Below are 21,622 nucleotides of genomic sequence, written 5' to 3' on the forward strand. Positions count from 1 at the left end.
GAGGTCTCGATTAAGAGATAAGTGTTTGGATCACTAATTTCTATCCTTCATGCCTTTTAATATTAAATTTCAGATGGATCAATAATCAGAAGTAGGAATAATTATTTCTCCGCCAATCAACTTGTAACTTTCATTCTCGATAACAAGAACTCCAAAGTTAATTATTAAACAGATTACTCTTTTTTTCAGAAAATATGACTCTTCAGATTGTATCTGCCTTGCAAAAAAGTGAGCAGTGTCAAATGCTGAAAGGTCATTCTTGCTGGCGTAGTCTAAGAAAGCTTTGACAATTCTCTCTACACTGTCCATAAGTTTATTTAAGTCTTCAGAGCTCTTTTTTTGAAGGATTTTGGCTCTTTCAATTGCAATATCAGAAATCAATACCGTATAGTCACGATATAATAAATCAAACTATGATTCTAGTCTACTGGCTTCTTTCTGGCATTCTTCTAATTCAGATCGGAGAATACTTAGAGAATTAGCAGATTCTGTGTACACAGGGTTTATCTGCCCATCTAAAGAATGAATATCTTGGGCCACAAAATAACCTATGTTTTACTTATTTATGATAGACGAAGGCTAAACATGAAACGATACAATAAAAATATTATATGCCCGTACTGCAAACAAATCTTAACGAGATACAAGAAACTGAAAGTGCATATAGAAGAAGATCACCCTGAGGAAACAGTCCCGGAATGGGTAATAAAAGAGGCTGAAAAATAATAGACAAAAAGAGAAGGCAGGGACATAAAATCCCACTACGATACGAAGAGAAAGAGGAATAAACAGCAATTCTTTTTACTTTTCTTCACTGAGTAACTTTTTTAACCATGTAGCTCATAAGTAAATATATGTCTTCTCCGGATGGTGCTATAAATGCGGCTTGTTTTCTCCTGGCTACGATGTTAACCTTTGCTTGTTTTGATTCTTATATGTCCGCTTCTTTTTGGGATCTTCCATTTTTAATTATTGCAGTATGCGTTTTAGCGGTTTTTATGGCGTGGTTTGCACTCTTCCATACACTTGCAAGCAAAATAAGAGCTTAAAAAGAGTCATACGTTTTTGCAGCTGGACTTAAAACCTATCTGAAAATCAATAATGCATGTTGAAAAGTCATACAGGTCTATAATATCAGAGTATCCGTTCCAGTTTTGCATATTGTAAAAGTTACAGTAGGTAGCCAGTTTTCGGACAGGCTCTAAGACAGAATACACCATTTAACGATTACTTATTAGATCATTTTTAGAAAGAAATCTTTAAAAAATCTCTACAGCTCTACTAATGTCTAGGAAATTTAGTTCTGAGTCCTCAGAAATAAGAAAGAGACTACGGATGAAGTATTGTCTAAGTATTAACGCCCAGTAATTAAATTGCCACGACACTGATTATATTTTTTAACGATTACTGATAAAGCTCTCTAAATTGTAATTTAGCATAACTATCAGTCATGCCTGATATGTGGTAACAAATAGTAGATAAAAATGCGTAGTGATTCTCTAGCAGACAGTTTGTGAAGAGATCTTCCTCTTTATACCTAGCTCTCATTGCTTCTATAGAAGGCTGATTATTTTCATGTATGCAATTAGATTTTATACTTCTAATGCAATTGACTAATTCCATAGAATGTGCATTTCTAAAACGACTCTCATCGAAGTTAGAAGGAATTTGTAAATTTCTTTTTATATTTTCTAATCTCAGAGTCTCTATTAAAACCTTAGTCTCTTCATTACTACTAGTGTCTCCACTATTTAATTTTTACTCATCTTTTTATTCTTTGAATCTCATTATGTCTTCATGCTACAAATTCAACTTGAAGATAATGAGGAAAGTTTCCTTATGGATTTTGTGAGAAAAGGCCATAAAAGTGCAAGAGAACTTACTCGAGCCCGTATCCTCCTTCTGTCAAACCAGCAAAAAGGAATTACAGAGATAGCGGAAACATTAGGTGTTTCCAGAAAAACTACATTGAATATAAGGAAAAGATATCTTGAAGAAGGTCTCCTTCATGCTCTTTCAGACAAACCAAGGTCTGGTCAACCTGTGAAATACACCGAGAAACATGTTGCAGAAGTAATTGCGTTAGCTTGCAGCAGTTCTCCCGATGGGAGCAAGAGATGGTCTCTTTCCCTGCTTACTGAAGAACTGAGGAAAAAAGAAGGATTTGAAACAATAGGAAAAGAGAGTATCAGGCTTATTCTGAAAAAAGCAAAACTAAACCATGGTTAAGACGGATGTGGTGCATTCAGACTATTGATTCTGAATATAGAGATCGGATGTACGACATTCTTAATTTATACGAAGAGGATTACGACCCTAAAAAACCTCTTGTTTGTCTTGACGAGAAACCAAAGCAACTGCTTAAGGACAAGAGAATAAGCATTCCCATGAGACCTGGAAATTCAGAGAAGTATGATTATGAATATGTAAGAAATGGAACAGCAAACATATTCATGGCGGTAGAGTTCAAAGCAGGAAAAAGGGTAACTCAGGTAACAGAAAGAAGAACGATGAAAGATTTTGCACAATTCGTGAAAATTCTCGTAACCGAAAAATACTCTGAAGCTGAAGTCATTCGACTGGTTATGGATAATCTCAATATCCATAAAGAAAAATCATTCTATGAAGCATTCAGTGAAGAGGAAGCAAAGCAGATCCTGGACAGGATAGAGTTACATTACACGCCAAAACATGCAAGCTGGCTTAATGCTGCAGAAGTAGAGATCAATGTGATGGATATTGAATGTACTGGAAAACGGATTGGTGACATGGTGACACTTACCCATGAAGTGGATGCATGGACGAAGAGAAGGAACAAGCAAGAAAAGAAAATTGAATGGAAATTTACGAAGAAGAAGGCAGATGAGAAAATGTCAAAGTATTATGTGGAATAATTAAATAGTCGTGACACTAGTACATTAGTACATTATCCATACAAATTTAGTTCGTAAAGAACGAACTAACTTCATATATTTCAACTAGTATATTGAAAAAGATTTGGTTTTTATTACGGTATTACGGCAATCTATTCATCCTGAAACCGTCCATATATCCGAAACTTCTATAAATACTTGTTTCCGTAAAAATTCCGTAAGTACGGAACAAATTATTAAAAATAATTTTATTTAATATCAACGTATGAACGTTTATTCATATGCTTATGTTGTTTGAATTCTAACAATCAACTTCATAAAAATTCGTTATGCTCAACTATAGTTTTAAATAACAACGATAACGCTCAGCAGAATTGTAATGATCAGGATCTCATCAAAAAGCTTTCCTGCAGGCGTATCTGCTTCAAATATTATCGTATATAACGTATTTCTCCAGTTATCGTCAGGTGGTCTATTTTGCGGGTTATCTTTCACTGGACCAGGCATTGTTATATCTCCACACATAAGAGTTTAATACGCATTCCAGGTTCCTCAGATGTGATCACGATGCAGATTTTGAGAGAAGTCACATTAACCTGCGTTTTATAGAGTAATCAATATTTTCTTATAAAGTAATTAATGCTTTCTTATAAAGTAATCAGTATTTTCTTGCAGTATCCAGGATTGAACTGGTGCGGCAGCCAATATAATGACTGACAATATTGTCTAGTGATTTAAGTTTTTACCCATGCTTCTAACCTGGAAGTTGAATTTTTCCTTTATTTATCATGTTTTCGTTGAGATTTCTTAAGCCATACCTTTATAAAGAAAGCCGCCTGGATGAGACGTGTCTATAAATATAAAGAAAGTAATATATCCTGTGTTTATACATAATTTCAAACTGCTTCTTTAAGCACTTTCAGCTTTGTTTGGAGGAATGTTCTTATGAACAGCAGTATATCACTGAAAAAACTTGTTACAGGATTATCAGTCAATGATTTCGCTTTGCTCTGTGCACACGAACTATATTTTTATTGAGAATTCCAGTTCGGTACTAAATTGTCCGTCTGAGCAATTATGGACGGTATAATACTGGTTTTATTTACCCTTATAAAGAAACTGAAAGAAAGTACTCGGTGAGGATATGATAATCGCAACCACGGATTCAATAGCAGGAAAAGAGATAACACAAACCATAGGAATGGCTCGTGGCAGTACAATTCAGGCCAAGCATATTGGCAAAGATATTATGTCAGGCCTGCGCAGTGTTGTAGGGGGAGAACTGACAGAATACTCCGAAATGCTTGAGGAGGCTAGGGAAAAGGCAGTCAATCGTATGGTAGAGGATGCCAGGAAGATGGGAGCAGATGCTGTTGTAAATGTAAGGTTCATGACTTCAATGGTAATGGCAGGGGCAGCCGAGATACTTGCATACGGAACAGCTGTTAAGGTAAGAGATAAGGAATAATTAAGGAATAATTAAGGAATAATTAAGGAATAATTAAGGAATAATTAAGGAATAATTAAGGAATAATTAAGGAATAATTAAGGAATAGTGATAGAGTTATTGAGTATTCATGGCTGTGTAGCTAGCAGCATCTCACTTACCCATCCTTTCAATTTTCGCAGTATCTGACTGTTTATCTGCTGCCTGGATTTAGTTCTCGTTTTACTCCCGGCTAATCTTTTATCCTTTATTCAAAGATCTTTTATCCTTTATTCAAAGATTTAATTCTTATTTCGGGAAAACCGGACTGCTTCCGGGAAAAAGTTATTTATCAGGCTGTTTCCGGTTGTTAGGACTTCGGTCCAGAAAGTCCAGAAAGCCATTTAAGGTCATGCCTGTGTGAGTCGGAAGTTTCAACTCAGGCTTAGGTTTCAATAAAACAGTAATCATCTTCCAGCTAAAAATCTCTAGAATGTTTTTGCTCCCGAACATAATCTCAAAAGCAGCCAGTGTCGGAAAAATTACAGTCAAAAATTCACAGGAATAAAGGAGGAAATTCGTTTTTTGCAGGGCCTGCTTTCTGACAGGCAGAGCCCTGCTTTTTTCGTGAAAAAAAACGGTTTGTTAAAAGTTGCCGTTATCGAGCTCAGCCGATGTGGATATACCTGTCCACAAGCTTCCTGATCTCTTCATTCTTGCCGTAAAGTTTCTCGCTCAGCTGGTAGTCGCTGTAAGATTCAAGGTTGCCAATAATTCCATCAAGCATACCCTCGGTAAAGACATCATACTGCATGAAAATGTCTTTCTGTTTCTTAAGTGCCTGGGCGGACTCGTAGCAGGAAGCAGGCAGGTGCTCAAGCTGGGCAAGCCTGTCCTTGTGCTCTTCCTTGAAGATATTTACATCGATGTAGAGCTTCTTTGCAAGCTCAAGGGCGTTGTCCATCTGGAGCCCGTGGCGGGTACCTACACAGAGACCGGCAAGGAGGAGATAGATGTCAGCAGAACCGTCTGCAGCACGGAACTCATATGTCTGCTTGTAGTAGTGTCCTTTGAGTTCTTCGCTGTAGTTCGGATTTGCAATAGTGATCATCTTGCTGGCTTCTCCGGACCAGCCGAGAGGCACACGGATAAGTGCGGAACGGTTCCTGTCTCCCCAGCAGATGTTGGTTGGTGCTTCCTGGTGAGGCACAAGGCGCAGGTAAGAGGTAGGGATTGTGTTTCCAAAAGCGGTAATTGAACCGGCAATGTCAAGGCAGCCAACGATTGCCCTCTTTGCGGCATCGGTAAGTTTTCCGCCGTTCTCGACAGTTGCGGTCTTGCCGTCTTTCAGGAGCTTCATGTGTATGTGGAGTCCACTGCCTGCCTTTCCGACAGTAATCTTCGGGGCGTAGCTGACCGAAACACCGTACTGAGCTGCAAGCATCCTGAGAATCCATTTTCCGATGAGCAGGCGGTCAGCAGCGTCTTCGAGGCTTGTTGTTTCAAACTCGATTTCATTCTGCTCATAATAATATTTGTCATCGGTAAAGTTTCCGACTTCGGAGTGCCCGTATTTTATTGTCCCGCCGGCTTCTGCAATTGCGAGCATGGCATCTTTCCTGAGCTGGTCGAACTTGGTGAAGGGACCTGCTTCGTGGTATCCTCTCTGGTCAACTGCAGGGAAGTCGGTGTCAATCATTTCTTTGTCGCTGATGATGTAGTACTCGAGTTCAGCCATTGCGTTTAACTCGTACCCGGTTTCTTCCTTCAGAACAGCATGAGCTTTCTTCATGATGTTTTCAGCAGAGCTTGCAAGAGGATTTCCATCCTTGTCGAAGTAAGAACAGAGCAGGTCAAGAGTTGGGATTTCCTCAAACGGATTTACAAAGGCAGTGCGGTATTTCGGGACAACGTAAAGGTCGCTTGAGTCGGCTTCTATGTATTTAAAAAGGCTTGAGCCGTCTACTCTTTCTCCGGTAGAAAGTACGTTGTCAAGGTGTTCCTCATTCCTTATGATGAAGCTGAGGGCTTTAAGCCTGCCATCCCCGCCAACATAGCGGAAGGTAAGCATCTTAATACCGTTATCTTTGATGAATTTTATAATATCGTCTTTGGTGAATTCATTTGCTGGCTTTTTAAGGTACTGTACCAGTCTGTTTGGATTCATTTCTACAGATGATGTTTTCATAAATATCCCTTCTTTATGGTTGTATTATATTCGAGTATCAAAGCCTCAATTCAATACTGAATATTTCAGGCTCTCTCGTCCCACACTAATCATAAATTTGTGAATTCCAGCCTGCTAGGAAGAAGATAACTTACTGCTGTCTATATAAGCTTTTCTTTCCTTTATATTGTCTCACGGGGGAGGCACTCTAAAAAAAGATATCTTAAGGCTGTATGCATCCTTTTTCCATAGTTATCTTTTAAAACTTACCATATACGTATCAGACGGATACGGCTAATACATATATTGGACGAATACATATAGACTGATTATAAAAGCTGTCGGATGAGAACATAAACAGGGCACTTGATTTCCAGTTATGCTTCTTTTAACCGGCATTGTAATGGGGATGAAAATATGGATAATTATAATATTCCAGAAATAGCGCGTAATGTATTCTGGGTTGGGGCAAAGGACTGGAACCGCAGGATGTTTGATGCTTTAATCCCGCTGCCCCAGGGAACAAGTTATAACTCTTACCTTGTAAAAGGGGAAGAGAAAACCGCTCTTATAGATACTGTGAATCCTGGCTTTGAAGAAGAATTTGAACAAAAAATAAACCTTGTGTCAGACCTGAAAAAGCTGGACTATCTGATCATGAACCATGCAGAGCCTGACCATGCAAATGCAATCCGTTATATCATGGACAGGGCTCCGAATGCCATACTTCTTGCTACTGAAAGAGGGATAAAGATGGCGGGTCTCTATCATGAGCTTCCCGAAGGCAGGGTAAAGGTTGTCGCCGAAGGGGACAGCATTGACCTGGGAGGCAGGACTCTCCGCTTCATAGAGGCACCATGGCTTCACTGGCCTGAAACCATGTTCACATACTTGCCCGAAGAAAAAGTCCTTTTCCCGTGTGACTTCTTTGGGGCTCATACTGCGCAGGGAGTTTATGATGAAGACCTGGAAGACCTTATTCCCCTGGCAAAGCGTTACTACGGGGAAATCATGATGCCTTTCAGTAAAATGGGGGCGAAAGCTCTTGAAAAAATAAAAGACCTTGATATAGATATTATTGCCCCAAGCCATGGGCCTATATACAAAAATCCGGAAAGGATACTTGAGCCCTATGCAAAATGGACTGCAGGAGAAACAGAGAATAAAGCTCTTATCGTCTATGTGAGCATGTGGGGCGCTACCAGAGAGATGGTGAACACAATTGCAGAGACTCTTCTAAAAGAGGGCGTTGATGTTAGAGTATACGACCTTGCAGTCTCGGATATAGGAGATGTCGCCAGAGAACTCGTTGATTCACGCGCCATTGTGCTTGGAGCTCCAACAGTGCTTGCAGGCATGCACCCTCTTGCCCTGTACGGTACCTACCTGGTAAAAGCACTCAAACCGCCAGCCAAATATGGTGTAGTACTCGGTTCATTCGGGTGGGGAGGAGGCGCTTTGAGACAGGCAGGAGATATCCTCACTCCTTCGAGTATGGAGGTTGTGGGAACCCTTCAGGTTAAAGGCAGGGCAAGAGCTGAAGATCTAAAGGAAATTGAAGAGATTGGCAGGCAACTCGCTCAAAAAATGAAAAGCTAATTCGAATGTTGTTTTAAGTTTTTAATATGATACTGCCATTTTTGTGAAAGGCTACATGTCGGAAGATCGATGCTGAGAATTCCAATCTCAAGCTATCGTTTTTCCTTATGTGCCAGTCCTATCTTAAAGACCTGCATTTAAGACCCATATTTAATTTTTTAATCAAATGGTTTTGAGTTAGCAAGCGAAGGTCAGGCATAGGGACTCCAGAGGCTTAAAAATGGTTCTACAGGCTTGATTTTCTCATTTTCTCCAAGTTCTTTCCTGAACTTTTGGATAATAATGAATTAAAAAATTTGCAACAACCTGCAATGAGAAATTCTTTTATGCTGCGTTTGTAGTATAAATATAACTATAAATAAAACTATATTTTTTCAAGCAAATGAATGTTTTTAAAGTATTTTGTGATCATGGGCTTCAGTTAAAGGCAGGGAGTTTATCTTGGAAGGGGAACCCGAATTAAAGAGAGAACTGAGTCTGGTAGAGATTACTCTAACCGGAATTGGCAATATTCTCGGAGCCGGAATCTATGTGCTTATGGGAAAAGCCGCCGGGCTTGCAGGCAATTTGGTCTGGTTTTCTTTTCTTTTTGCAGGAGTTACTGCTGCCCTTTCTGCTTTCAGTTATATGGAACTCTCTTCCATGTATCCGCGGGCAGGGGCAGAGTATGAGTTTGTTAAAAGGGCTTTTGGAGAACGCATCGGGCTATTTGCCGGACTTCTTGTTATTTATTTTGTAGTAATAACCTGTTCTGCTGTTGCTCTTGGCTTTGGAAGGTATTTCAGCAGCCTTTTTGGGTTTGGAAGTTTAGGCGGGGCAATAGGCCTGTTTCTTTTTCTCAGCCTTGTTATGGTCTATGGTATCAAGGAATCCGCACGGCTGGCTGTTCTTATCAGCCTTGTGGAACTTTCAGGGCTTCTGTTAATCATTTACGCTGGACTCCCTTACCTCGGAACCGTAAACTATTTTGAGACTCCGGACCTTGCAGGGTTGTTTGAAGCTTCTGCCCTGATTTTTTTTGCGTTTCTTGGCTTTGAAGACATTGTTCGGCTTTCCCAAGAGACAAAAAATGCAGAGAAAACAACTCCCAAAGCCCTGCTTATTGCAGTATCCTTTACGGTTTTTCTTTATGTCTGCGTAGCTATTGCGGCAGTGAGTGTTCTTGATTTCCGCGTATTGGGGCTTTCAGAGGTCCCGCTTGCAGATGTCGCAGCTGTGGCTCTAGGAAGTGAAGCTTTTATCCTCCTGTCCTGGGTTGCCCTTTTCTCTACGATGAATACCGTGCTTGTTGTTATGCTCGGAGGATCGAGAATCGTATACGGCATGGCAGATGCAGGTTCGCTCCCTAAACCCCTGTCCCATGTACACTCCCGCTTCAGGACCCCATGGACTGCAATTTTCTTAATTGCTTTCGTCTCAAGCCTTTTTGTCCTTCTGGGAGATATAACAACCGTAGCCAATATTGCGAATTTTATGATTTTTATTGTCTTTTTTATGGTCAATGTTTCCCTGATAAAACTCCGTTATACAGAGCCTGAAACGAGGCGGCCTTTCAAAGTCCCTTTAAGTATAGGGCATTTGCCCCTGTTTCCATCTCTTGGCGCATTATCTTCTGTATTTCTCCTTTCTCAGATTAGCCTTGAGATCATGACTTACGGCCTCTTCCTCATAGCGGTAGGATTTATTATAGTGATGCTTATAACTCGAAAAAAATCTTATGAACCTCCTAAGACCTGATTTTTTTAGTAGTTTTAGTTCTCAGGCCATTTTTTCTGCTGTTAATTCCTGCATAAGGTTTAAAAAATAGTAAGACAGTGTTCCAGAATCCGGGTAAATAAGCTAATTGAAAAATAACCTGTTTTCCGGTCTTTTAGACTTATAAGGTTAAATATCACCTGGATTTGCATTTAGTCCCTTAAAATGAGGCTTTCAGTTACTTTCTACTGCAAAGCCCTTTTTTCAGGTTTTAAAGGTACCTGTATTTTTTCAGAAAATATCAGCGTTTTTAAAGTGATTTATAACAATATATTGACTTTAAATGCTTTTAATGAGATAAAAAAGCTTATAGGTAATTTTAATCACTTAGAAAAGCCCAATAAATCTTTTATTTAAAATCTGACGATTTATAATGAATATTTTTAGATTTTGGTTGTTTTTGAGTCTGGATATTCAATGAGAATTAGTTTTATATACCTAAAACCCTATTTGATTCGTTTTATTTCAGGGATTATCTATATTATTAATTATAAATTCCCTGACCAAAAAAGAATCCATTACAAACTAAAGATTTATAAACAGAACTGCCTAAATATAAATCATAACTATTATTGTTTTCATACAAATCAATCAGGTAAAAAAAGGGAGTAGATATGAGAAAAGAGCCTTATGAGTTCCCGTTAGAGGATTACCTCTCAAAAGAAGAGTTCAATAATATTAAGAAGTTCTCACGGGATAAAGAAACACCGTTTTTAATCGTTGATCTTCAAAAGATAGAAAGAAGTTACGACGAACTGGTAGAGCACATGCCTTTTGCAAAGATTCACTATGCTGTAAAGGCAAACCCTATGGATAAGGTAGTGCTTGCCCTGAAAAGAAAAGGATCCAATTTTGATGTGGCAACCATCTACGAGCTCGATCAGCTGATAAGACTCGGAGTGGAACCTGAGAGAATAAGTTACGGGAACACAATCAAAAAAGAAAAAGATATCGCTTATGCTTACGAAAACGGAGTAAGGCTCTTTGTTACAGATTCCGAAAGTGACCTGAGGAAATTAGCCAGGAGAGCTCCAGGTTCCAGAGTATTTTTCAGGATTCTTACAGAAAGTGACGGCGCGGATTGGCCACTTTCCAGAAAATTCGGCTCCCATCCTGACCTTATTTATAAACTGATCTTAAAAGCTGAAAAGCTCGGCCTTGAACCTTATGGGCTTTCTTTCCATGTCGGTTCCCAGCAAAGGGATATTGGACAGTGGGACAATGCAATTGCAAAATGCAAATACCTTTTTGAAGCAGTAGCTGAAAAGGGAATTAATCTGAAAATGATTAACCTTGGTGGGGGCTTTCCTGCAAAATATCAGGCTCAGGCACACGATCTTGAAACCTATGCCAGGGAGATCCGACGCTTTTTACATGAAGACTTTGGTGAAGAGCTTCCTGAAATCCTTATCGAGCCAGGACGGTCTCTGGTTGCAGATGCCGGCATAATTGTAAGTGAAGTCGTTATGATCTCAAAGAAAGCCAGGTTTAACCAGTACAAATGGGTATACCTTGACATAGGGAAGTTCGGCGGTTTGATCGAAACCCTTGACGAGTGCATTAAGTACCCGATCTACTGTGATAAAAAAGGCTGCGCAGAAGAGGTTATACTTGCAGGTCCGACATGTGACAGCATGGATATACTCTACGAACACCATAAGTATTCTTTCCCGCACACGATGAGAGAAGGTAATCGTGTATATATATTTACAACCGGAGCGTATACCCAGAGCTATTGTTCCATTTGTTTCAACGGTTTTCCGCCTCTCAGGTCATACATCATATGAAGGGCAGATGCCCTTTCTATTTTTTAATTTTTGAATACGATTTATGTTTTTCATTCCGAATCTTATCTAATGCAGGTATGCTTTTTATTCCGAATACTATCTCTTTGCGTCTGTTCTCTTTCAGATTCCATTTCCCTCTTTGTGTCTGTTTCTCAGGTATGTTTATACCCGATTAAATCTTTTAATGCTCACAAAAAATTGATTGAGATGGAATCTTCAGATGAAAAATTATTTTTCAAATCAATCAGACTATATATCTTTATGCAGTTACAGATAAACCAGAAGTTGAGGGAACCCAGAAGTTGAGGGTAAAAATTTGCTCTCAATTTTATGGGGTTGGATCATTATAGAGGCTAGGAAAAAAAGGCCACTGTTTACTCTCACAATCATTTTTTCATTATTTTTTGAATAAAATTTTCAACGCTATTGAAATTTTAATTAAAATAAAAATATAAAGTTTCATTAAAAATTTAAAATAAAAAATGTTTTTTGGGACGGTTGTGATATATATTACTGCACTCTTATAAAAAGGTAGATTGAGGGTACAGGGTTTCCTCTCAATCAAAGGTTTGGATCGCATGTGGGGCGAGAATAGGGACTCTGCTCTACCATCTACTTCTAAATCAGTTAAGTTTCTGATTGATTTAAATTAGATTTTACAGCTAATTAATGAACCTCTAAGGAAGTGTTTACTATTCATAAAAAAAGCCCGTTTATCTAACTCTTTTACGGTTTCACTTCTTAGCTGTTAAAATTTTTTATCCAAGGCAATTTTTTAACGAAATTAAAAAGAATTATCAGCACATATTTTTTTAATCGGTTATGATATATATGTCCACCTGATTATAAAACAAATGTTGATTGAGAGTAACAGGGTTTCCTCTCAATCAAAGGGTTGGATCGCGGTAGGGAAACCGAGATAGGGACTCGGCCCCCTACCATTATTATAATCAATAATTATTTTTTGACCGATTGTTTTATCGATCATGGACATTTTTAACTATTGCCTGCTTTCTATGTTTCCTAACAACTTATTACCATTTTCTTTAAATTCTGGATTATTTTATCTCTTGCCTGGACAAAAAGTAAAATCTCAATTAACCTCAAAATCTAAAGTTTTTAGTGTATAAAATAAATTAGTTAGTTTTTGGTAAAATTTATAGTATGAAAGAATCTCATAAATGAGAAAACAAAGAAAAGGATAATTCATCTAAGCTGTCTGAATCCCTTTTCTAGCTTTTTTAGATTAAATTATTAACTCAAATATTAATGGTATTTCAGGTATACTACCCAAATAATATTAATTTAATAGGAAAATTATTTATAACAAGTATACCTAATAGTTATTATAGTAATTATATTATATCCGTATAGGGGGTAAAAATACGAGAATAAGAGTAGTCAGTTCAAGAGAAGAAATTTCTAAACTTAACCCTAATGAGCGCCTTGTTCACCTGGCTTTCAGACCTTCCAACAAAGACATTTTTTCCCTGGTTGAAAACTGCCCAAGAATTGAGGTAATACAGTTGCCCAGATCATACATGGCAACGGTCTCAAAATCTATAGAAATGTTCCTGGAAATGCAGAGGATCCAGCTCCTTGAAGGAGAAGTCTGGGGGCACAGGAAAGATATAAACGATTATTACTCAATTCCAACTTCTGTCATTGAAGACATAAAAGAAATGAAAACCGAAGGCAAAGCGACTGAAGAGATTCAGCATGCGGTTGCAAAAGAAAACAGACTTAACCCTGTAATGGTAGCCTATATAATGGCCAAGGAAACTATTGCCTGAATAGGGATGTGTATGATCCTGAATATCTATGGGGAATGGATAGGACTGTTCATCGATTCCTAATAATTTTACCTGACTTTTATTTTTTACCTGACTTCGGCTGAAATCTTTAAATTATATTTATTTATGGATTATACATTATTTATGTTTATTATTGATCACAGGAATCTGATATTAAAAAGGATAATATGCTTTTGTGAACACAAAAAAGGATAATATGCTCTTAGGATAATATGCCTTTAAAACAATTCATCAGCATATCTTTTTCCAGCCTATTTTTGTTTCAACAGGATGTGTTACCCCAATATCATTCCCATTCAGGGCTGTGAGCTCATAATCTCTGACAGGGTTATTTGTGCTCAAAAACTGTTTTTCACAGGGTAGCAGAATTACTGCAAAACCAGCCTTCAGCCTCAGTATATAGCCTCCCCAGGCCTGTGAAATAGAAAAAAGTATCCTGAAATCTATTTTTTATTGTTTTACTTCATCTCTGCATCTGGAAAAAACTCTACACAAAAAAGAAAGGATAACCAGATTAATAGAATAGATTGAGAGTAATAGGGTTTCCTCTCAATCCGGGACTGGATTTCAGGCAGGGGTCTGGAGAATAGGGAGAGTCTCGACCTACCATCTACTTCTAACTTGAGTACTTTTTAACTAATTTTCAGGTTTATTTCCACTTTTTTATAATGTATTTATTTTTAATAAACTTTATGATTGTTTATTGTTTCTCTCAATTTATAAACATAAATCCGCCTTCTTGCAAATCTCCTTTTACATCCGGCAAATGGTAGTAAAAACAGGTTTCCCTTTTTACATGCTCTACTTAATCCCCTCGAAGTCTATTTAATAAGATGAAATTTATATTTTATCACAGAAAAAATTTCAATTCCTTTGAAACTTTCAGTGATATCAAAAACACGAAAGTGAGATAAATTTTATATCGGAAAATCTTTTTTCGATCGATTATGATATATATCTCGATAGCGTAGAGAATTGCAGAGATTGAGAGTATTAGGGTTTCCTCTCAATCCAGGGTTGGATCGCAGGTAGGGATCTCGAGAATAGGGACTCGACCCCTACCATCTACTTCTAAACTTAAAAATTCGAAATTGGTTTTCGATTAATTCTCACATACGCTTACTTTTAAATTATCTTTGAGGGAGATTTGCTGAATTTTATAATGTTCTTATTTTTTATAAACCTTATGACCGTTCCTAAATCTCTCACTTTATTAAATCAGTATGCCTGACAGTTCCAGTTCTAAATTTAACCGCCTTTCGAATCAGGAATCAGGCCTTTCCAGTTTTTCCAGTATCCTCGGATGCTCTTTTACCTTTAAAGTCTGTTTTCCAGGCTGCACTTTAGTTGACTTAAAGTGCTCCACGTATTCTATTACAGTCCCGTCAGGATGTTTTACTGTCATATTCCTGCCTATCGGGACTCTCGCTGGTTCCCTGATTATTTCTGCTCCTTTTTCTTCAAGAAAAGCTCTGAACTCATCAAGAAAATCAACAAGAAACGTAGCCTGTGTTCTCCTGAAAGGTTTCAGGGCTTCTTCAGAACCGGCTATAAGTAAAATGTCTCCTATCTGAGCCAGTTCCAGGCCGAGCTTAGGGATTTGAAAACGCATGGCTGCCGAAGTGCTGAGGAGTTCCTCATAGAATTCCAGGGCTGTGGCTAGATCAGTCACATAGAGGCGGGAAAGGGTTTGAAGGATTTTCATATTACTAACATTTTTAATATCGTGTAAAAACCTTTTGTATCATATTTGGAGTCTTTAGATTCTTATTTTCTAAACAGGCAATTAACCGCTTATTCTCTTCATTTCAATTCTTCTTTATTAATATTATTTAGTTCAGACTGCGGCATGAAAAATAATTCTCTCCCAAATGAAAAAATATTTTTATAAGTAATAGCATAATTAAATGGCTATTTACACTTTATTGTAAGAATAAAAAATATAGGAAAAAAATAAATGAAAAATAAGAGGAAAATATTTTTGTCCGTTTTGACACCCCCGCTCTTTATATTATTTTTAATTTTTTTGATTTCTGCAGCAGTTTCAGGCCAGGATTCGGAAAACCGGGAAGTTTCTGAAACCGGAGTCGAGACGAAACCGGCTTATGGTGTGGAATACTCACAGGTCGAAATCCCTTCATGGGCTACTCCGGGCTTGACATTTCCCGTAAATCTTACAGTAAAGAATATCGGTACAGAGACCTGGGTCAAAGACGGCAAAGAGCCGGTTTTCATATCCTATCACTGGAAGCAAGCTGGTAAAACCGTTATTCACGACGGGCTTAGGACGCCTCTTCCATATAACGTGAGCTCGGGGTCGGAAATAAATTCCAGATCTCTGATAAAAACACCTGATATGGAAGGCAATTATTCCCTTGTCATAGACCTGGTCAAGGAAGAAGTTACCTGGTTTGAAATGCAGGATGCCAGTACCTTAGAAAAAGAAATCGAGGTCTCGAGAAACTGCTTTGAACCGACAGGAATACTCGAGTATCGGACAGATTATCCGGAACTCAATAAACTGAATGACCTTATAGTAAACACGACAATTTCTTCAGCAACTGTTTTTGTGGATGATGGAAATCCAGTTTTCGGATTTTATGCAGGTTCCGGATATCCGCAACTCTGGGTCCGCGACAGTGCTACCATTATTCAAACAGGAAGATATCTTTTCCCTGAGACCTATTTCTGCTCATGGATTGAAGATTTCTGTGAGAACCAGCCAGAAAACGGTTCAATTCATGATTATATTTCTCCGTATGGCAATGATAAAAACACGGTTGAAACAGATCAGGAAGCAAGTCTTGTCCATTCTGCATATTTATACTATAAAATGACTGGAAACGCTTCATGGATCGAAAAACCAGTGCGAGAGAAAAGAATTATTGACCGGCTGGACGACTCCCTTATGTGGGTCCTTAAGAACCGTTATAACAGCAAGTATGGGATGATAACTGGAGCTTATACAGCAGATTGGAGAGATGTCCAGTTTGAAGACATTCCCGGAACCCACGTTTCGGAAAATACACACTGGACGTGTGATATTTACGATAACTCAATCTTTTTTCAGGCGTGCAATGAACTTTCCATAATGCATTCAGATCTCGGAGAGAATGATAAGGCAGCTTTCTGGGCCAGTACCGCACTTTCAATCAAAGAAAACACAAACAAACATCTCTGGCAGCCTGAAAAAGGATACTATAAAATGCATGTCCGGATTTCTCCTGTTAATCTTGAATTTGACGAGGACGGTATGTTTCCAATGGGCGGAAACGTGATGGCTATCCAGTCCGGCCTTGCAAATAGTTCTCAGGCAGGAAAAATTTTTGAGACCGCAAAAGAAAGGAAAAAGCAGGTCAACGCAAGCACGATTGGATGTGTACTTATCCCTTCTTATCCGGCAGGATTCTTTGTGAATCCGGGTATGAACGAAGAATACGAGTATCAAAACGGCGGCCAGTGGGACTGGTTTGCAGGAAGGTTAATTCTGGAAGAGTTTCTTATGGGCCGGAATGAAGATGCTCTTGCTCACTTAAGAGAGATAGCAATACAGGACAGTAATCTGGGAGGATTTTACGAATGGAATACCCTGAACGGCACAGGCAAAGGCAGCCCGGCATTTTTAGGAAGTGCTGGCGTGCTCGGGCAATCCGTAGTTGAAGGGTATTTTGGTGTGGATCTTTCAGCTGATTATCTTATGATTACTCCAAGGCTCGGAACTAGTAATGGCTCCATAAATTTGTACGAGCCTGTATCAGACACAGAGCTCTCATATAATTACACCGTTATTCAGAATGATACTGTACTGTTTGATTGTGAGACAACTTACCCCGGAGAAATCAGATTTAATTTCCCGGTGCCTGAAAATAAAAGAGTAAACATATACCCGGATACTCTTCCCGGAGGCATTTACTACGAAAATGAAAACGGAAGATATTTTACATTTGGCAGCGAGAGCAACAGGTCAGTTTATAGAATTGTTTACTATTAAATTTGCCTGCCGCTAAAATTTAAATGCCTGAAAGTGACACGTATTTCAGGTAGATCCGAACGATGAGAAATTTGATAATTCAATATGAAATCCTCATTGTTTATTTTTATCGGGCATTTCACATGGTATTTAAGTTATCTCAAACCAGTTTAAACCAGTAACCGCGGAATAGTTTAAACTTTTCAGTTACTGTTAGAAGAGAACGTTTTTATGAATTCCATAATTCCTGGCTGGACCTTGAAGAAACATTCGGGGATCGTTTTTGCCGGAAGCTCTCCCGGATTAATGTACTTTTAAGCTGAATGGTTTGTAGTAGAAACCAGAGTTTTTAGTCTGTTTATTACCAGTTCTTTATATTCGATTAACCTGTGGCTCCAGTAATACTCCCGGATTTCTTTATCACCTATTCTTTCCTCATTATTTATAACGGGTTTTATATATCCCAGTAAAAAAGCTATTCCGGTATAGTGTGGCCTCTTTAATGTATAGTTAAACACATTTAAAAGAATCAGTATTGGATTTTTGTTTAAATAATAAGCCATATACCCATTGTATTTGTACCCTTTCCATAACCCCTGGGCACTGCTCGTTAGTCTTTTTTCTACCATCTGGATTTCGTTAAATCTCTGGATATGCCAGCCCCGCAGTATGGCTTTTACATTTGAGATAGAATCTGCAGAAGGTTCCAATGAAAAGCCGCTGGTATCAAAAAAGCATTCTTTTGACCATACTCTTCCTGTGCCTGAAGGGAAATTTTCAGCCTGTCCGGACAGCTCTAGTTTTCCATTAATCTCATGATATAGTCCGCCGCTTGCAATTCCTAACTTTTCGTTTGTCTCAAATTTATGCATTATTTTTTCAAAATACTCTTTTTCAAGTACCGTATCCGCATCCATTGAAGCAATAAAATCGTATTCGATATTCTTTCTCTTGCAGTATTTTAATAAGAAATCAAACCCGCTTCTATACACGTAAGACACGTGGAAAATTATATCTCTTGGATGAGGCGGCAAACGTATGGTTTTTATCCAGGAATATCTGGACACAAGGTTATGGATTATTTTTGGAGAACTATCAATACTTCCATCATCAATAATTAACCACAGAGCAGGTTTTACTGTCTGATTAATTACAGACTTAGCTACATCACAAAGGAGCTTTTCTTCATCCTTTACAGGCGTTATAAGAACATACACAAGTATTCATTCCCCCTAAATAAATAAAGAAGTTTAGGAGGATATATACTTGCTGCATTAATTTAATTATTCAAGTCTTGGTTTATTTCTGCAGAAAGTATTATGAAAATTATATTATTTTATGCACGCTCTAACAGCAATTTTGTGATTAATTTGACAATAAGATTATATCCTTCTACCACGTAATCATTACAGATATTTTTATGCAGACAGTAAAACACCTTGCGAGAAATAGCGGGTTTTTGTTTATCAATGGTATTGCCACAAATATCCTCAGTTTCTTCGCCATGTTATATATTGCCCGTTACCTCGGACCCGAAGATTACGGAATCTTTTCTTTCGCTTTTGCTTTTATCTATTTTTTCAGCTTCATTCCTGATATGGGAGTCCACCAGATCCTTGTAAGGGAAGCTGCAAAAGAACCCGAAAAAGCAGGAAAACTTATTGGCAACGGGACTATAATAAAATTCTTCCTCTCATTTGTTGCCTTACTTTTAGCCCTTATTTTAATTAATGGCCTGAATTTTCCTTCTCCCACAAAAAATGCCCTGTACATAGCATCTCTGGGACTGCTCATCAGTGGTACAGGAGCTTACGGAACTATATATGAAGCAAAACTTAAAATGGAATACTCTTTATTATTCAATCTTGCAAGCCGGGTCTTTCTTCTAGCATTTGTTTTTCTTGCTATTGCAAACCACTCTACGCTCAACACTTTCGTTCTTGCCTCTGTGTTAGCCACTACAATGCATAATTTACTGATGGTCCTATTCTCTAAAAAATTAGTTAAAGTGTCTTTCAATGTCGATTTTTCTTTAATAAAACAGTTACTGAAAGAAGCCATTCCAATAGCAATTGCTTCGGTTTTTACAGTAGTGTATTTCAAGGTTGATGTCCTTATGCTCTCATTTTTGCGGGGGGATGCTGAAGTTGGTTTTTATTCCGCTGCCTACCGTCTCACAGATGCGCTCGTTTTCCTTCCGTCAGCGTTTACAACTTCCACTTTTCCTCTGATGTCCAGGTATTTTAAAGATTCATTTGACTCGTTCAGTTTTGCATATGCGAGGACTTTTAAGTATCTTTTCGCTGCAGGCTTGCTAATTGCGGTTCTGGTGACCTTTGCTTCGGAGAAAATTATTCTTATTTTTTACGGTCCTGAATATCAAAACTCAGTAATTGCGTTACAAATTCTCATCTGGGCAACAGCCATCACATTCATAAGCGTGCTCATAAGTTCCACATGCGTTTCAAGCGGCAACCAGCAAATAATTTCAAAAACAGCCATCTTAGCTGCACTTCTGAATGTGGCCCTGAATCTCATCCTTATCCCTTCAGCCGGTTATGTAGGTGCTGCTGTCGCTACTGTGCTTTCAGTATCGGGATCAATGCTGTTCGGGCTGTTGTGGGTCCATAAGAATCTTTTGCACGAAAATCCACTCAAAGGAACCATTTCTCCCATTATAGGCGCACTGGTAATATCTTTACTCATTGTTCTGTTGAGGTCATACATAGATATCCTGTTCCTGTGTACAGTTTCAGTCCCGGTTTTTGCTGCAGTCCTTTATATCACAGGCTGGATAGACTCCGATGATAGGACCATTTTTTTAAACTTATTCCCAGCAGCTCGCTTTAATTCGAAGAGATTTTGACCGTACAACAAGCGGCAAAAAAGTTCCAAAATAAATATTACTAACCTCTTTTATTATCTGGCTTTATACCCGTGCCGAAGGTCAGAGAAAGGTAAGAAAAATGTTAATACTGGACTATCCCTATGTCTCCAAGTTTTTAAAAAGTACCGCTGAAGAGCTGCAAATTCCTGTTTTAAAAAATGAGATGTCAGCCGAACTGAATAAGGATGTAGAAAAAGGACTCAAGCTTCTTGAAGAATCAGAGTTTATTGAGCTAATTAAAAGCAAAAACGAGTGCGTTATTTACTCCAATTCTGAAAATTCCATTGGCTGGATTTCGGGAAATCTTGGCTTTACAGGATTGCCTGAAAAAATAGAACTTTTTAAAGATAAAATCAAATTTAGAGAGCTGCTGGAAAGGATATACCCCGACTTTTATTTCTGGGGAATTGAGTTTGAAAAACTGGATGAAATTCGGGTTGAGGAGATAAAGAAACCCTTTATTATAAAACCTTCAGTAGGTTTTTTCAGTCTTGGGGTTTATAAGGTCTCGACTGATGAGGAATGGATTTCGGTTCTCAGCCGTATAAAAGCCGAAGTAGAGGAGATCAGGGACCGCTATCCGGTACAGGTGCTTAATACAGGAAAATTCATTATCGAAGAAAACATCGAAGGGGAAGAGTTTGCAGTTGATGCTTACTTCAACAGCGCAGGAAAACCAGTGGTTCTCAATATCTTAAAACATATTTTTTCTTCTGAAAATGATGTTAGCGACCGGGTGTATTTTACTTCAAAATCAGTTATGGAAACTCACAGGGAAACCGTTGAAGATCTCTTAAAAGAATTAGGAAAGCTTGCTGGGCTCAAAAATTTCCCTTTTCATATGGAATTCCGGATAGGAATTGACAGGCGAATTCAGCCAATAGAGCTGAACCCGATGCGTTTTGCAGGCTGGTGTACAACCGATATTGCACATTTTGCTTATGGGATAAACACTTACAGGTATTTCCTGGAGCAACTTGAGCCGGAATGGGATAAAATTCTTGAAGGCAAGGATGGAATGAATTATTGCCTTGTTATTCTGAACCGTTCTGCAGAAATTGATCCAAAATCCGTAGAAACTTTTGATTATGAAAAACTGCTCTCCGACTTTGAAAAACCTCTTGAACTAAGAAAAGCCGACCATGAAAAATACGGGCTCTTCGGATATCTATTTACGGAAACAAACAACAACAACTGGTATGAGATAGAAAGGATTCTGAAATCGGATTTGAAAGAGTATATAACTTTCAAAAAAACTATATCCCTTCCATAACTGAGGATTAAAGGTTATATAAATACGAAATGCGGCAGAAAAGCAAAATCACAGGAGGAAAGAAAACGGAT

General features: G+C 38.3%; 14 protein-coding genes and 1 pseudogene. 10 read left to right on the forward strand and 5 right to left on the reverse strand.

What is annotated here, in order from left to right:
* Positions 1 to 78: 78 nt before the first annotated feature.
* Positions 79 to 381: a hypothetical protein gene (locus RSJ42_RS08400; protein WP_410510117.1), complete on the reverse strand. Its 303-nt coding sequence runs from the start codon at positions 379 to 381 to the stop codon at positions 79 to 81.
* A gap of 204 nt (positions 382 to 585) precedes the next feature.
* Between RSJ42_RS08400 and RSJ42_RS08405 the strand changes: the two genes are divergently transcribed.
* Both RSJ42_RS08405 and RSJ42_RS08410 read left to right on the forward strand, forming a co-directional pair.
* Positions 586 to 726, forward strand: coding sequence for a hypothetical protein (locus RSJ42_RS08405; protein WP_410510118.1), 141 nt, complete (start codon positions 586 to 588; stop codon positions 724 to 726).
* 1,071 nt (positions 727 to 1,797) lie between these two features.
* Positions 1,798 to 2,894 (forward strand): annotated as a pseudogene (locus RSJ42_RS08410) (IS630 family transposase).
* A 324-nt stretch (positions 2,895 to 3,218) separates the two neighbouring features.
* Here RSJ42_RS08410 and RSJ42_RS08415 read toward each other — a convergent pair.
* Positions 3,219 to 3,380: a hypothetical protein gene (locus tag RSJ42_RS08415; protein WP_410510119.1), complete on the reverse strand. Its 162-nt coding sequence runs from the start codon at positions 3,378 to 3,380 to the stop codon at positions 3,219 to 3,221.
* A gap of 637 nt (positions 3,381 to 4,017) precedes the next feature.
* On the opposite strand from RSJ42_RS08415, the gene RSJ42_RS08420 reads away from it, so the two are divergent.
* A complete protein-coding gene (locus RSJ42_RS08420) occupies positions 4,018 to 4,341 on the forward strand; it encodes a YbjQ family protein (RefSeq protein WP_410510120.1) in 324 nt (107 codons plus the stop codon).
* A gap of 625 nt (positions 4,342 to 4,966) precedes the next feature.
* On the opposite strand, the gene RSJ42_RS08425 is transcribed toward RSJ42_RS08420, so the two are convergent.
* Entirely contained in the window at positions 4,967 to 6,487 is a 1,521-nt protein-coding gene (locus RSJ42_RS08425; protein ID WP_410510121.1) for a glutamine synthetase family protein, read from the reverse strand.
* Positions 6,488 to 6,883: 396 nt separating this feature from the next.
* On the opposite strand from RSJ42_RS08425, the gene RSJ42_RS08430 reads away from it, so the two are divergent.
* The 4 genes from RSJ42_RS08430 to RSJ42_RS08445 all read left to right on the forward strand — a co-directional run bounded on the left by RSJ42_RS08430 (position 6,884) and on the right by RSJ42_RS08445 (position 13,400).
* On the forward strand, positions 6,884 to 8,065 hold the full coding sequence (locus tag RSJ42_RS08430; RefSeq protein WP_410510122.1) for an FprA family A-type flavoprotein: 1,182 nt from the start codon (positions 6,884 to 6,886) through the stop codon (positions 8,063 to 8,065).
* A gap of 441 nt (positions 8,066 to 8,506) precedes the next feature.
* The gene (locus RSJ42_RS08435) at positions 8,507 to 9,802 is read left to right on the forward strand and encodes an APC family permease (protein ID WP_410510123.1); all 1,296 of its coding nucleotides are present in this window, start codon (positions 8,507 to 8,509) and stop codon (positions 9,800 to 9,802) included.
* Between the two features lie 632 nt (positions 9,803 to 10,434).
* Positions 10,435 to 11,607 (forward strand): type III PLP-dependent enzyme, encoded by a 1,173-nt coding sequence (locus RSJ42_RS08440; RefSeq protein ID WP_410510124.1) that lies wholly within the window; start codon positions 10,435 to 10,437, stop codon positions 11,605 to 11,607.
* A 1,370-nt stretch (positions 11,608 to 12,977) separates the two neighbouring features.
* Positions 12,978 to 13,400 (forward strand): DUF1699 family protein, encoded by a 423-nt coding sequence (locus tag RSJ42_RS08445; RefSeq protein WP_410510343.1) that lies wholly within the window; start codon positions 12,978 to 12,980, stop codon positions 13,398 to 13,400.
* A gap of 1,285 nt (positions 13,401 to 14,685) precedes the next feature.
* Here RSJ42_RS08445 and RSJ42_RS08450 read toward each other — a convergent pair.
* Entirely contained in the window at positions 14,686 to 15,126 is a 441-nt protein-coding gene (locus RSJ42_RS08450) for a VOC family protein (RefSeq protein ID WP_410510125.1), read from the reverse strand.
* A 276-nt stretch (positions 15,127 to 15,402) separates the two neighbouring features.
* On the opposite strand from RSJ42_RS08450, the gene RSJ42_RS08455 reads away from it, so the two are divergent.
* Positions 15,403 to 17,412 (forward strand): hypothetical protein, encoded by a 2,010-nt coding sequence (locus RSJ42_RS08455; RefSeq protein WP_410510126.1) that lies wholly within the window; start codon positions 15,403 to 15,405, stop codon positions 17,410 to 17,412.
* 293 nt (positions 17,413 to 17,705) lie between these two features.
* Here the strand turns inward: RSJ42_RS08455 and RSJ42_RS08460 are convergent, their stop codons facing one another.
* Complete coding sequence (locus RSJ42_RS08460) at positions 17,706 to 18,608, reverse strand: glycosyltransferase family 2 protein (RefSeq protein ID WP_410510127.1); 903 nt, start codon at positions 18,606 to 18,608, stop codon at positions 17,706 to 17,708.
* A 203-nt stretch (positions 18,609 to 18,811) separates the two neighbouring features.
* Between RSJ42_RS08460 and RSJ42_RS08465 the strand changes: the two genes are divergently transcribed.
* Both RSJ42_RS08465 and RSJ42_RS08470 read left to right on the forward strand, forming a co-directional pair.
* The gene (locus RSJ42_RS08465) at positions 18,812 to 20,257 is read left to right on the forward strand and encodes a flippase (protein WP_410510128.1); all 1,446 of its coding nucleotides are present in this window, start codon (positions 18,812 to 18,814) and stop codon (positions 20,255 to 20,257) included.
* 100 nt (positions 20,258 to 20,357) lie between these two features.
* Positions 20,358 to 21,551 carry an ATP-grasp domain-containing protein gene (locus RSJ42_RS08470; RefSeq protein ID WP_410510129.1) on the forward strand — a complete coding sequence of 398 codons (1,194 nt, stop codon included), beginning with the start codon at positions 20,358 to 20,360 and terminating at the stop codon, positions 21,549 to 21,551.
* The last annotated feature ends 71 nt before the right edge of the window (positions 21,552 to 21,622 follow it).

This window comes from Methanosarcina hadiensis, assembly GCF_046529725.1.
Taxonomy (GTDB): domain Archaea; phylum Halobacteriota; class Methanosarcinia; order Methanosarcinales; family Methanosarcinaceae; genus Methanosarcina; species Methanosarcina hadiensis.